11 protein-coding genes are annotated in these 14714 nt (G+C 47.9%); 2 read left to right on the forward strand and 9 right to left on the reverse strand.

What is annotated here, in order from left to right:
• The first annotated feature begins 193 nt into the window (after positions 1-193).
• Entirely contained in the window at positions 194-1612 is a 1419-nt protein-coding gene (locus MKX36_RS22515; RefSeq protein ID WP_340865735.1) for a VanW family protein, read from the forward strand.
• A gap of 72 nt (positions 1613-1684) precedes the next feature.
• On the opposite strand, the gene MKX36_RS22520 is transcribed toward MKX36_RS22515, so the two are convergent.
• A complete protein-coding gene (locus MKX36_RS22520; RefSeq protein WP_025365962.1) occupies positions 1685-2839 on the reverse strand; it encodes an S-layer homology domain-containing protein in 1155 nt (384 codons plus the stop codon).
• A gap of 267 nt (positions 2840-3106) precedes the next feature.
• Between MKX36_RS22520 and MKX36_RS22525 the strand changes: the two genes are divergently transcribed.
• Positions 3107-3889, forward strand: coding sequence for an alpha/beta hydrolase (locus MKX36_RS22525; RefSeq protein ID WP_340865737.1), 783 nt, complete (start codon positions 3107-3109; stop codon positions 3887-3889).
• Between the two features lie 87 nt (positions 3890-3976).
• On the opposite strand, the gene MKX36_RS22530 is transcribed toward MKX36_RS22525, so the two are convergent.
• From MKX36_RS22530 to MKX36_RS22565, 8 genes are all read right to left on the reverse strand, one after another.
• Complete coding sequence (locus MKX36_RS22530) at positions 3977-5611, reverse strand: glycosyltransferase family 39 protein (protein ID WP_039276374.1); 1635 nt, start codon at positions 5609-5611, stop codon at positions 3977-3979.
• A gap of 118 nt (positions 5612-5729) precedes the next feature.
• Positions 5730-7319 (reverse strand): glycosyltransferase family 39 protein, encoded by a 1590-nt coding sequence (locus tag MKX36_RS22535; protein WP_340865738.1) that lies wholly within the window; start codon positions 7317-7319, stop codon positions 5730-5732.
• Positions 7316-7735 (reverse strand): GtrA family protein, encoded by a 420-nt coding sequence (locus tag MKX36_RS22540; RefSeq protein WP_013373353.1) that lies wholly within the window; start codon positions 7733-7735, stop codon positions 7316-7318. Before MKX36_RS22540 ends, MKX36_RS22535 begins: the two co-directional genes overlap by 4 nt.
• On the reverse strand, positions 7698-8705 hold the full coding sequence (locus tag MKX36_RS22545; RefSeq protein WP_017427078.1) for a glycosyltransferase family 2 protein: 1008 nt from the start codon (positions 8703-8705) through the stop codon (positions 7698-7700). The genes MKX36_RS22540 and MKX36_RS22545 overlap by 38 nt, the downstream gene beginning before the upstream one ends.
• 23 nt (positions 8706-8728) lie before the next feature.
• The gene (locus tag MKX36_RS22550) at positions 8729-11188 is read right to left on the reverse strand and encodes a glycosyltransferase family 2 protein (RefSeq protein WP_126666396.1); all 2460 of its coding nucleotides are present in this window, start codon (positions 11186-11188) and stop codon (positions 8729-8731) included.
• A complete protein-coding gene (locus MKX36_RS22555; RefSeq protein ID WP_016822944.1) occupies positions 11181-11432 on the reverse strand; it encodes a hypothetical protein in 252 nt (83 codons plus the stop codon). Before MKX36_RS22555 ends, MKX36_RS22550 begins: the two co-directional genes overlap by 8 nt.
• A 517-nt stretch (positions 11433-11949) precedes the next feature.
• On the reverse strand, positions 11950-13362 hold the full coding sequence (argH, locus tag MKX36_RS22560; RefSeq protein ID WP_257126358.1) for an argininosuccinate lyase: 1413 nt from the start codon (positions 13360-13362) through the stop codon (positions 11950-11952).
• Positions 13363-13448: 86 nt separating this feature from the next.
• Positions 13449-14684: an argininosuccinate synthase gene (locus MKX36_RS22565; RefSeq protein ID WP_257126359.1), complete on the reverse strand. Its 1236-nt coding sequence runs from the start codon at positions 14682-14684 to the stop codon at positions 13449-13451.
• Positions 14685-14714 lie beyond the last annotated feature (30 nt).

Here is a 14714-nt window from a genome sequence, read left to right on the forward strand (position 1 = left end):
CGTATAACCTATTATCCATTCGACATATTCCATGCATTTCCTTTAAAAACTTCTGTATTTCATCATACCGTTTATCATTGTAACAAATTTGTTACCTAAATAGTACCGAAAGTTTTCTGCTTTTGGCACATATATATGAATATTATGGCACACGAAATGCTATCAAGCTTATCAGACAGGAGACATCTGCATTATGAAAAAAATTCATTTATCTGTCATTTGGATATGGTCTGGTGTTCTGGCGCTGGCTATGCTGTGGGGAGGACTTCATCTGTACGCCGATAGACAAACACTACCAGAGGGAGTGCGGATCGGAGGAGTCAACGTAGGCGGCATGGATAAAACGGACGCTCTTCGACTGGTGGAGAAAAAACTGGATGCATTGAAGCAGCGCCCTCTGCTCTTCACGGACAGTGACAGCAGTGCACAGGATATAAAGCTAACACTCGGGGAAGCAGGGTTCAGTTATAAAGCGGAGGCATTCCGAAATGCGGTAAAGGCACTCAGCGCGAAGCATCTATGGACTCGCGTACAGACACGTTTTAGCTTCGAGAAGGAATGGTCTATCACACCTTTCCAGCAAGAGAAGATCTTAAAATCCCAATTTGGAGCTGATTGGGAGGAACAACGATACGGCATGCCTATCAATGCGGTGCGTCAGATTGATGCAAACGATCAGGTTCGTTATATTCCGGGGCGCTCTGCCCGGCGCTTGGATTGGCCCAAACTGGACGTCGTAATGAAGCAGGCACTCCCCAAGGATTTTACAACTTCCGAGGAGCCGATCCGAGTGGAATTACCGTTCCACCAGTTGGAGCCGAAAATTACGGTCGACAGTCTGCGCAGCGAAGGTATAGAGCGTAAAATTACCCAATTTTCCACCAGTCTCGGCAGTAGCTCGGAAGGACGTGTGTATAACGTTAATTCGGCGGCAAGCGCCGTTGATGGTTTAATTCTCAAACCAGGTGACATATTTGACTACGGCCAGGTGATTGCCAAGGCTGAGCGCACCCATGGTTTTCGTGAGGCTCCAGTAATCGTGAACGGACGGCTGGAGTCCGGCATTGGCGGTGGGATTTGTCAGGTATCCAGCACGGTCTATAATGCAGCGCTGCGAGTCGGCTTGGACATTGTCGAACGCCGCAACCATTCCCTGCCAGTCAGCTATCTGCCCAAAGGCCAGGATGCGACCTTTGCTACAGGATCCATTAATTTTCGTTTTAGAAATAATACCGGCAAACATTTGCTCCTACGTGCCGCGGTCCAAAATCGAACGCTTACCGTCAAAATTTTTGGTACATTCCCACCCAATATTTCGTATGAGCTTGAATCTCACACCGTTCGCGTACTCCCCATACCCGTAAAGAGAATACGTAACGACTCACTCCCCTCAGGCTTCTATCAAGTCATTCGGCAGGGGAAAGAAGGGTATGTGGTAGAGACCTTTCGAATAAAAAAGGTAGATGGAAAACCCGTCGAGCGCACCCGAATCAGCCGCGATACGTACCGGGCGCAGCAGCGCATTATAGCTAGTTATGGCGGTAGCACATCGTCTGAGCCACAAACACGCGAACTGGAGAAACCTATTGTGGAAGATGGCATAAGCGAATAAACGAAAAAATCCCCCTTCACTACTGGCTGGATTGGTTCCAGACAGAGTGAAAGGGTTTTTTTTGTTTCTAAATTACTCGCTGCGTTTACTCAAAACCGAGATTTCTACAGGCTCACTTTCATGGCCGTCTGTATCTTTAGCTTTGATCACCAGTCTAACTGTCGCTTTTTGAGTAAGCACACTGATGCTAAATGTGCCGTCATCTTTGGCTACTGCACTGCCGATAGGCAGATCGTTGGAATAGGCAGTTACTGTGGAACCCGCTTTTGCTGTTCCTGTAATTGTACCTTCACCATCGTACACATCGTTGACTTTCAGTGCATTCGAAGTAGCATCCGCGTCAGTAGCTGTGTCTGTAGTCGTATCGGTATTTGTAGTTGTCTCTGTGCTTGTCTCTGTTGTTGTAGAGTTGTCCGTAGTAGTTGTACTATCTGTGCTAGTACTTGTGCTGCTATCTTCTGTTTCACTGCCAGAAGTAGTCGACGTATTACCATAAGTGGAATTTGTCACGTTACTGTATGTGGAATCCGTTACCGTTCCACCAGGAGTCGTCGTCAGATTATCAACAGGGCTCAGGTTATAACCGGATGCAGCATCCAGAATAGCAACCGCCTCTGCACGAGTCAGCGGCTTCAGTGGCTGGAATTTACCATCCGGATAACCGTTGATGATTTTTTGCTCCGCAACAGCCGCTACACTTTTCTTCGCCCAAGATCCGATTTTGTCGGAGTCAATGAATTTAGTAACATCTGCTGCGTTACCCGCAGTCAGCCCAATAGCTTTGCCAATAATCGCAGCTGCTTCCTGACGTGTTACCTTACCATTTGGTTTGAGCTTGTTATCTGCATAGCCGCTTATGTAGCCTGCATTTACGGCACTTGTCAGTTCGTTGTATGCCCAGTGGGATGCCGGAACATCTGTGAACGTTCTGCTTCCATTACCGTTGATTTTCACACCACCTGCATATGTTACGTCTGTCACTGCTGGAAGTTCCTGTGTGAACGTTCCCAAGCTGCGGTTCAGAAGAACGATAAATTCTGCGCGTGTGATCGCCGCATCCGGTTTTACCGCCCCATCCAATTGCCCTGTAGCTGACCAGCGTTGCACCTGATCTCCCGCCCAATGGCCGCTTGTAGTTTGAGGAGCAGCTGCCGCTGCGCTGAATGCGCTAAGAATAAGACCTGTACTCAGTACACCTGTAATTGTGGTTCTTAACTTTTTCCCCATGCTATAAATTCCTCCCTCAGATTGGATTCATCAATCTTTTTTAAACACTTTACCAGAAATCAAACCCAAATAACCCCTAAATTAAAAAAATCGTCCCATATAACCATGCCCCCTCCTAATGTAGGATAAATAAGAAACAGGACTTAATGCCTAGTCATTCACTTGGATATGTATATTTGGACAGGTTAAAGTATACTGAATGAATAATCAGTTGTAGGCTGGGACAGGTCAAAGAGATTGCAACCCCCTAGGAAAAGAGGTTTTCTTATGGCTCTTATTCAATGTCAGTTTTATTCGGAAGTTCTTGGTCTAAGCACATCCATGAATGTTATTCTTCCGCAGGCAACCCGCTCACAGATTGGAATGGAGGGCAAGCAAGGAACAGGGCCACATCCGACACTGTATTTACTGCATGGCCTGTCGGACGATGATTCAACCTGGCTGCGTCGAACCTCGATTGAACGCTACGTCGCCTCTATGGGCCTAGCCGTCGTCATGCCCCAGGTACATCGGAGTTTCTATACGAATATGGAGCAAGGAGCAGCTTATTGGACCTTTATTAGTGAAGAATTGCCGGCTTTGGCACGTTCATTCTTTCCTCTGTCGGACAAACGTGAAGACAATTTTGTAGCTGGTCTTTCTATGGGGGGGTATGGTGCCTTCAAACTGGCACTCCAGCACCCAGAACGCTTTGCAGCCGCTGCCAGTCTTTCGGGGGTTATGGATTTACACGCATCCCGTACCGATCCTATGCAAAATGCCATGAGTCCAGCGGAATGGCTTAACATTTTCGGGCCAGATGAAATACGCGGAACAGATCACGATTTGCTGGAGCTGCTACAATGTCATACCACCGCGGGGACCTCACTCCCCCGACTCTACCAATGCTGCGGTACGGAAGATTTCTTATATAAGGGAAATCAGACTTTTCGTGAAACATGCACCTCTCTTGGAGTTCCGCTGACCTACGAAGAAGGTCCTGGAACTCATGAATGGGGATACTGGGACACCAAAATTCAGGATGTACTGGCATGGCTACCGCTTAAATGACACTAAACAGGCAAAAAAATCCCCGCAGCCTTCCTCCTCGCACCATGCGAAGGGAATAGGCTCCAGGGATTGTTGTTATGCCTATCATCAGGGATTAGTCGTTGTCTCCGTCGTTGGAGATCCATTAGTTAGTGCCTTAGGCAACACTTTATACAGACGCCACTCGCCGTTAAACTCACGTTCAAGCTGAACCCATGGGGCACCATGCTCATATAAATTCGGATATACCATATTAATCTTACTCAACGGCATGCCTGACATAATCTTAGGTACAAGGATATAGTCCACATGATTGTCCTGCGGATAACTTAATGCTTTATTGAACGCATAATCACTGGTGATCAGAAAACGTTTGGGATATTGGCTGTAGACGATCATCGTGTAGGCTGAAGCCGAATCTGTCATAATGGTAGACTTCGGCAGATGCTCATCCAGCCAAACGGCAATCTTACGATCTGATTCTTGTCTCACATAGTTTACATTCCCCGTGCGTGTGAGAAAGCTATTCTCATCCGGTGCAATATCCGGGCGAGTCAACGCATAGGAGAGTAATCCAGCGGTAAGTAGCAGACTGACGGACACTAGACCAAAGGCCGCCCTCCGCCAACGTCCCTGAAGCTGGCTCAACTCATAAGGCAACCAGGCTACGGTAATTGGGAATACATACATAAAGTAGCGGAACCAACCGTACGAGGATTGCCGCATCATAAGTAAAAACTGCAAGCCTGGTACAGACAGGAACAATAACAAAATAATCAAGGTTCCCCACCGGAACAAGCGTCCACTCAACAGACGAATGAACAAAATAGCAAACAACGGTACAGAATACCAGATAGTTTTGGATGCAATAAACTTCAAAGCCACCAGCGGATTGGAGAAAATCTCTACAAATTTATCATCATTCAGCAGCTCTGCCGATTGGGCCGTGTTCGAGTACTCTGAATTCAGGAAATAAAAAGCGTTCCCCATAATAAGATAGTTAAAGAAAATCCACAACAGCCCGGAAAAGACCACGGGGAGCAGAAGAAGCAACCAGGTTGCCTCGACTTTATGCAGCTTTTCCCGCAGGGCCAGTTCACGTCTACCCAAGTTGCGATGAAGAAATAAAATCGCCAAGACCACGCCAACAGCCATGGCCACGCCCAGAGGCACCGCTTCATAACGAGTCCAAAACGCCATGGCAAGTGCTAACCCAGAAACAATCAGACTTGCCGTCATGCGGTCCTTGAGCCACAGCGCAAATTCAATCACCGTCATCATAATGAAATATATGTATAACGAATCGCTTAGACCGTTGGCACCAAATAGTAAAATAAACGGATTCAGTGCATACAACAAAGCCAGCAGCAAGCTCATCCTAGAGCTAATCCCTGTTCTGACACCCGCCCGATATAGCAGCATAGCGGTCAAAGCAGAAAAGGTAGCACTCAGAATAACAGCAGCCAATCCATAGGAGGCTAATGCCGGAAAGATTGGATACAGCAATAGAATCACCATTTCCAGAAGACTGGGTAGTGGATTCCAGATAAATCCGATAGCGCCCAGATGCGGGTCGCGGCTGTACAGCACATAAAATGCGTTAGCTACCCGACTGAGCGCGTCTGTGTGCATATATCCCAGAACATAGCTGAAATAGATGCCCGCAGATAGCTCCAATGCAAGTATAAACACAAACAGACCTATAGCCATCCATCTGCTTGCAGACCATTTGCGAAAGGACATTCCTCTCGTTCCCCCTCAAACTTCTTGCGGTGGTGCAGCTGTAGGGAGCTTACGCCCTCCAGCTGTATCCTTCCCTCCGCTACGATGCACTAAAATACAATAAAATTATTGCAGTTCTTCAATGCTCTATCTTGTACAATCGCCACTCCCCATCAAAATCATGCACCAACGAGGCCCATGGCGCCCCCTTTTCAAACAGATCAGGATAGTTCCGGTTCACCTGATCCAGCGGTACCCCTTCTACCAAGCGCGTAACCAAAACATAATCCACTTTGGAAGCGGGCAGATCCGTTAAAGATTTCCCAAAATCATAATCACTCGTTATCATAAACTTCTTCGGCATTTTACTGCTCAAAATAATCGGATAGGCCGTGTAAGAATCTGTCAAAATGAGAGATGAACCATAATGTTCATCCAGCCATGACCCTATTTTCCGTTCAACAATTTGTCGAGTATAGCTTTCATTGCCACTATGCGTCAGATAGCTATGCTCATCCGCCGCAATCGCGGGATTCGTCAGTGCGTAGGATAACAAGCCTGCTGTTGCCAACATTCCTGCCGTTACCAGTGAGATTCCGATCCCCCGCATTTTCCCCTTCAACAGACTAAGCTCATACGGCAGCCAAGCAACCGTAATCGGGAATACATACATAAAATATCGGAACCAGCCAAACGAAGAATGCTTAAGCATCAGTAAAAGCTGGAGCCCAGGTACTGATAAAAAAATAGCCAGCAGCGTTAATGTGCTCCAACTCCACAGACGTTTGTCCAATAGGCGTATAAGCAAAACGGCAATCAACGGAGCCGCATACCATAAGGTCCGTTGCCCGACAAACTTTAGCATCAGCATAGGGTGAGCAAACATTTCTACAAAACGTTGATCCTCCAGCAAAGCCGCTGATTGTGTGGAATTGGAATATTGCGAGCGTAAAAAGTAAAGCGGGTCGCCCATGATAATCCAGTTAAAAAAGAGCCACAGCAAACCGGAAAAGACAAGCGGCAGCAACAATAGAAGCCATGTCGCTTCTACCTTGTACAGGCGCTCTTTTAAAGACAATTGCGTTTTAACGTTCTCTCTGTTTGTACGCCACCGATGCAGAAAAAAAATCGTCAGTAATACGCCCAAAGCCAGCGCAACCCCCAGTGGGACTGCTTCGTAGCGAACCCAAAATGCCAATGCAAGCGCAAAACCGGATACAATCAAATTCGCCGCCTTGCGATCCTTAAGCCACATACAGAATCGACTCACTGTCAACAGGATAAAAAAGATATAGGGCGAGTCACTCAAGCCGTTGAAGCCAAACAGAAACATAAACGGATTCAGTGAAAATAACAGCGCAATTAGCAAACTAGTTACACCGTGAAGCCCTAGTTCTTTTCCCGTCCCGTACAATAATGCTGCACTCGCCCCAGCAAACAGGCTGCTCACAATCACTGCTGCCAGCCCGTGGGAAGCGAGTGCGGGAAACAATGGATAGAACAACAGTACAATGAGTTCCATCAAACTCGGTAGTGGATTCCACACAAACCCAATAGCACCCAAATGCGGGTCACGACTATACAGTACATAAAATGCATTTGCTACTCGACTGAGCGCATCGGTATGCATATAGCCAAGATGCCATGCAAAATAAACACCCACGGCTAACTCTAGAGCAGCAATACAAGCAAACAATGACAACAACTTTCCATGTTTCCTTACGATCATGAAACCTCTTTCTGACGCTGTTGCGGAACGGAGAAGATCCAATAGCGGTTCCAGATATAATTATGAACTGGCACGATGATGGTAGTTAAGACTTCACCGATCAGATACGACCAACCAATCCAGTGAATGGTTACGTACATCAGAGCGGCATTCAGGAGCAAGCCGCAGGTGCAGACCAATAAATATTTAAGAAACTGAGTGCGGCTCCCTTCGCCGGTAGGCTCGAACGTCCAGTTACGATTCAGCACATACGAAACGAGCAACGTAACGATAAAGCCTATGGTAGTAGCCGTTACTGCAGGTATTGCAAACAGCTCCACCAGCAGCACAAGTACACCGACGTGAATGCCTGTACCCAGCAGTCCGACAATACCGTATTTAATGATTGGATACTTTAGATACGAACGTCTGATCATGTTGATTAAACTCCCTATCCACCCACAGTCGGTCAGCATTCGCCCGTTTATCTGCAATTAGATAACGGGGTCTGGCTTTGACTTCGTGATATATGGCGGCAATATATTCTCCTACCACTCCAATCGACAGCATAAGTACACTACCGATAATCAAAAGCAGTAAAATGACAGTGGTAAACCCGGTCACAGCGTCACCCGTTATTTTGTGCATTAAGGTTTGAATCCCCAACACGACCGAAATCAGCATGAAAATGAGACCCATTAAACTCACTACCCGCAAAGGTACCGTCGAAAACGAAACGATCGCTTCCGCAGCCAATCGAAATAGGCCTAACGGACTCCAGCGGCTTGGACCCTCTTCTCGTGGAGCCACCCGGAATGTAATCTGGGTTTTACGAAAACCGAGCCAGGCGGTCATCCCGCGAAAAAACGGCATACGCTCTGGCATCGCCATCCAGGCATCCACCACTCTTCGATCCAGCAGCTTATAATCGGAGGCATCCTTTAGATTAAAGCCCGTCAAACGATTCAAGGTTGCATAGAACAAAGAAGCTCCGAGCTTTTTGCCTACAGACTCTTCTCCCCGAAATTCTTTCACACATTCAACTAAATCATAACCTTCATTCTGCCATAAACGCACCATTTCCCCGATCATCTCAGGAGGATGCTGCAGATCACCGTCCATGACAATGATCGCATCGCCAGATGCATTTTCCAAACCTGCGCACAACGCCAGCTCCTTACCAAAATTCCGACTCAGCCGGAGTGCGAGCAAAGAGGGCATACGACGGGACAATTCGGACAACTTGAGCCACGTATCGTCTTTGGAACCATCATCTACAATAATAAGCTCATAACGTGAGGTGACAACAGACAGCACCCCATCAATCACCTTAAGTGAACGCTCAAGGTGTGAGCCTTCATTGTACATGGGAATGACGACGGATAAAAAAGGATTTTTGGTCTCCATTCTTGCTCCTTCTTTCTTCATATTCAGGAGGACTGTGCCGGGGTATCATCCAAGTCATGCATATCGGTCAGACCATGCGTCGTCTTTTCCCAATAGAACGGCTTGGTTATAAGCTGCCAAGCTGCTTTTATCGCAGCTATACTCATAAGTACCCAATATAACGGCGAGAGTAGCCCATATTTGACCATCGCGTATGAAAATGTTCGTTCACCGCGTTCTTCCAGCTCACCGATGACCCAATACATGCCGGCCACATTACTGAATACGAACAGAAAGTTACCGATATAAAATTCCGCGCTGGCCAAGTAGTACACATAACCCGGGAACAGCTTGGGAATAAAGGACAACTCCCAGCCAAACCATAAAATAAGCAAGCCCCAAAAAATCGGGTTTAGCAATGGCAACATCGGAGTCGCCAGAATCATCACCTGAAAACCGAAAAATCCTTTCCAGCCCACTTCGCGCACCAGCTTAACCGGATTGCGCATATGAACCAGCCATGTCTGCATATATCCCTTGATCCAACGTGAACGCTGACGAATCCAGTTGCCCACGCGGCTGTTCGCTTCCTCCCATGTGCGGGAATCGACAATGGCCGTTTTATAACCACCTTTATACAGACGAATGCCCAGATCGGCATCCTCGGTTACATTATAGGGGTCCCACGCATTGATATCTTTCAATACAGATACCCGGAAATGATTGGACGTACCGCCCAACGGAATGGGGGTGTCTAACTGCATAATTCCTGGCAGCAGCAATTCGAACCACATACTGTATTCTTGTGTGAACCAGCGGGTCAGCAAATTTTGTGTGCTGTTAAAATAATTGAGCTTCGCTTGAATACACGCATAATTCTCAGGCAGTGAATCAAACGCTGCAATGACCTTTTTAAGTTGGTCAGCATCGGGACGATCCTCAGCATCGTAAATGACGACAAATTCGCCACGGGCCCGAATAAGTCCATAATTACATGCCTTCGGCTTAGTTTTCGGCAAGCCGTCGGGCACGACCAGTGTCGTGTAATACGCTGGCAGCTTCATTTCCCGTAGCAGCTCAATCGTCTCAATGTCGTCCTCTTCGATCAGCAGCCGTACATCCAGCTTGGACTTTGGATAATCCAGCTGTTCCAAATTCCGCAACAACATCGGAAGCACGCCCGCTTCCTTATACATCGGAACAAGAATCGTATAGATCGGCAGTCTTTTTTCATCCATGGCGTCTACCTCTTCCTTCGTGAAGCGAAGCTGCGCCCCACGCCGGGAACCGAGATAGATAATACCAAATTTGAATAGCGTCATAGCAAAATAAAACAGCTGAATCATCATATTAATGATCAGCACCGTTTTCCAACTGTTCCAGAGGAGGCCAAGCAGTGTGATCATTCCCATAGCTGCAAACACCCAGAGCTGTCCCTTGGTAAAGGTGGTCCGCGCCGAATTATGCGGTTCTTTTTCCAATAGCCCGGTCGTGCTCTCTTGCATCATTTCCTCACCGTAGATTTTACCCCAGAGCTGCTCCATCTCTTCCTTCGTTGCAAGTACCTGCTCTACCGGCATACCCAGAATTTCTTCCAGCTTCAAGCGTCGCTCCTCTGGCAGTGGATCACTGACCGCTACAATATAGCGGTTCATATATTGGTGGATGACGACCACGCCATAAGCCATGGCCACTTGCTCGGGTAGCTTGTACGCCGCATCCAGCGCCAACTCCTCACCAATACGCCCGATTCGGTTCTGTGTAGCAATCGCGCGGTACAAATCTGCTGGCTCCAGCATTTGCAATGACAGCAAAATGTCGCCGAGCAGTCCGCCGCTCTTCGCCTGGAACTCGAGCGCACGCTCTAGCTGCTCCGGTATAATATAGCCGGAACGAACCAGCATATCGCCCAGTCTCTCCTTGGACTCATCACCATCAATTTGCTCTTGTAGCTGCTCAGCTGTAATGAAACCCATCTCTACAAGAATATCGCCCAGTCTGCCACCGTAACGCTTCTGGTTGCGGATAGCATCTGTCAGCTGATCCCGGGTAATCATCCCGTTCTCCACCAGCTGATCTCCCAGACGGGCCTTGCCGTTTCGTCCGGTCTGCGTTCCTGCTGCCGCCTCTCCGCCTTCTGCACCAGGGATACTGGAAGCAAGACCTATAGCTGCTCCTGCCGCTGCTTGTTCCTGCCCAGATGCATATTGGACTTGCGCCTCCTGCACCTGTCCATCCTGTATTCCTTCATCCAGCAATTGTTCCACAGCTGCTGCTGTATCATTGGCATTCTGTAAAGCCTGAATACGAAGTTCTGTATCCTGAAGTCGCCGTTCCAACTCTTCGATATGAAAATCAAGCTTGTACAGTATCGGGGCCTGCTCTGCACGCTGAGCCTCTAGCTGTTGTTGCAGTTGTTCGATTCGCTGACGCTCTTCTTTTATTCTTCTCTTGGTTTGGCGAATTGAAACTCCTCCAACCTGCCACCTAAGCTTGTCACCCATGAATTCCCGCCCTTTCAATCCAGCGCCGCTCTTCCGCAAGCGCGTCCGCAAGCAGTTGCTTTAACTCGGTATCCCGCTGCTTTTTCCGCTCCAGCGCCGCGTGGAAAAGCTCCCGCTCCTCACGTAGCAACTTCTCTGCCTGGATTCGCTCCTCATGCAATGAGGATACCAATCCATCGGCGTCAGAAGCGCGATAACCGATCCAAGCGCTCTTTAGCTGACGCGTCGTTCGTTTAGTTCTCATAATACCTCCCTGGATCGTCCCGACTCTGCCTTTTGCTATGTCGCTACTTAAATATTTTTAACGGCTATTCTTTCGAAACCAGGGCACACCTGTTTTCTCATTCAGGCCCTTCCTTTACACATTTATGCAATTTTCCTGGTCGAAAAAACCAATAATAACTTGACAATGAAATATCGCATATGCTTCTTGTTCTATTGAATTGGTAATTCAATGAAAAACTTAGTGCTATTCTACCATAATCATAGTAGGCGTAGTATACAAAAATGTAAATTCTAGAAACTTTCACACTAATGTATGGATAGGTATATAGAACTAGTTATTAAGCCTCGTGGATGATATTCTTTCAATACATCTATGTAGTTCATGGTTATTCCGAGCATAAATCTTTCAACCCTCTCGGAAAACACAAAAGACACCGCGAACGGTGCCTTTGAGAACATAGCTGGCAAATATTCTTAAAATCTGATTTTACACAGCATCCCGTTGCTGTGCAAGAGAATAATTATTTCTTCACAGATTAATTTTTTGGCTTATGATTTTCAAACCATGTTGACGTGTTCACTAGAAGCTGTTCACTGCGTCCAATGGCTGCCTGCACCTGACCGGTGGCGGTTCCACCATACACATTCCGAGCATTGACTACCGCTTCTGGTTGAAGCACCTCATAAATACGCTCGTCGAACAGATCCGAAAACTGCTGGAATTCATCCAGTTTCAGATCAAGCAAATACTTGCCCTGCTGGATGCAATACAGCACCGTTTTGCCGATAACCTCATGGGCCTGACGGAACGGAAGCCCCTTGCCGACCAGGAAGTCCGCAATATCCGTTGCGTTGGAGAAATCCTGGTTGACCGCTTGACGCATGCGATCCTTGTTCACCTTCATGGTGGCGATCATCGGAGCGAACAATTGCAAGGCTCCCTCCAGCGTAGCAACCGTATCGAACATCCCTTCCTTGTCCTCCTGCATATCCTTGTTGTATGCCAGTGGCAAGGACTTCAGTACTGTCAGCAGACCGACGAGGTTTCCATAGACACGCCCGGTTTTGCCACGTACTAACTCCGGTACATCCGGGTTTTTCTTCTGTGGCATAATGCTGCTGCCTGTGCAGAAAGCATCATCCAGCTCGACAAAACCAAACTCCGTGCTGCTCCATAGCACCAGTTCTTCACTCAGACGGGACAAATGCGTCATAATCAGCGAGGCCCCGGCCAAAAACTCTACGATAAAGTCCCGATCACTAACAGCGTCCAGGCTATTTTCATAGACGCCATCAAAACCGAGCTGCTCAGCTACAAAATGACGATCAATCGGGAAAGTGGTTCCAGCCAAAGCGCCAGCCCCGAGCGGCAACACATTGATGCGCTTGTAGCTGTCCTTGAGTCGGTCAATATCACGCTCTAGCATAGACACATACGCTAGCAAGTGATGCGCGAACAAAATAGGCTGCGCACGCTGCAAGTGTGTGTATCCAGGCACTATTGTGTCCAGATTGTCCTTGGCCTGCCCAATTAATGCAACTTGTACATCATGCAGCATACCCACCAGCGATACCACACGTCCGCGCAAATACAAGTGCATATCCGTTGCCACCTGATCGTTACGACTGCGTCCAGTGTGCAGCTTACCGCCGACCGGACCAATGGCCTCGATCAGGTTTTTTTCAATATTCATGTGAATATCCTCATCCGAAACGGAAAATTTAATTTCCCCACGGCGGATACGCTCCAGAACGGTGTGCAGTCCCCCCTTGATCGTGTCTGCATCCTCCTGCGGAATAATACCGCATTTGCCCAGCATGGCCACATGAGCTAAACTGCCTTGAATATCTTCTTCCGCCAACGCCTGATCAAACTCAATAGAAGCCGTATATTCCTCTACCAGTTTGTTCGTTTGCTTTGTAAATCGTCCGCCCCATAACTTACTCATTGCATGATCCCCTCTCTGCAATAACAAGCCGCCCTCGTCGTTTGGACAAGAACGGCCCGCATTCCGTACATTTTTTTGATTACATCTTATTTATGATTTTGTGTTACGCCCGCATTTACCTTCAAACGCAAAGCATTCAAGCGGATAAAGCCTGTGGCATCGCCTTGGTCGTAGGCTTGCGTCGGATCAGCTTCCATGGTTGCAATGTCTGGGTTGTACAAGCTAACCGGACTTTTAACGCCTGCACCGATAATATTGCCCTTGTACAGCTTCACGCGCACCGTACCACTGACATTTTTCTGACTCTCATGAACCAGTGCCTGTAAAGCAACACGTTCCGGCGCGAACCAGAATCCATTGTACACCAAGGTAGCATAACGGGTAATCAGGCTATCACGCAGATTCATAACCTCGCGATCCATTGTGATGGACTCCATTTTGCGGTGAGCTGTGAACAAGATTGTACCACCTGGTGTCTCATAGACTCCGCGGCTCTTCATACCCACAAAACGGTTCTCCACCATATCTACGCGTCCGATTCCATGCTTACCGCCCAGTTCATTCAGCTTTTCCATCACTTGTAGCGGAGATAGCTGTTCACCGTTCAAAGCGACGCAATTGCCTGCTTTAAATTCCAGCTCCAAATATTCTGCTTCATCAGGCGCGTCCTCAGGCGCGTTACTAAGCAAGAACATTTCTTTATTTTCAGGAGCGCTCGGATCAAACCAAGGGTCCTCCAGCACGCCGCTTTCATAGCTGATATGCAGCAGGTTGCGGTCCATGGAGTACGGCTTGGCTGCAGAAGCGGTTACCGGAATACCGTGTTTTTCCGCATAGGCAATCATTTCTGCCCGGCCCGGGAACTGGTTGCGGAACTCTTCCAGCCGCCAAGGTGCAATGACTTGGATGTCCGGCGTTAGCGCCGCCGCGTTCAGCTCGAAGCGCACCTGATCGTTGCCTTTGCCTGTTGCGCCGTGGGCAATGGCTGTTGCTCCCTCGGCAATCGCAATATCGACCATCCGCTTAGCGATCAATGGACGTGCAATACTCGTTCCGAGCAAATATTGCCCTTCATATAAAGCACCCGCCTGAAACATCGGGTAAATAAAATCCTTGGCGAATTCATCACGCAGATCATCGATGTACACTTTGGAAGCTCCCGTAGCGAGTGCTTTTTCCTCCAAACCGTCCAGTTCTTCCTTTTGTCCGATATCTGCGGTAAATGCGATAATCTCAGCATCATAGGTTTCCTTGAGCCATTTCAGAATGACCGACGTATCCAGACCGCCGGAATATGCGAGTACGATTTTTTCTTTTGCCATTGTTGAAGTCCTCCCCGAATGCTTATACCT

Source organism: Paenibacillus sp. FSL W8-0439 (genome assembly GCF_038008995.1).
Taxonomy (GTDB): Bacteria; Bacillota; Bacilli; order Paenibacillales; family Paenibacillaceae; genus Paenibacillus; species Paenibacillus polymyxa.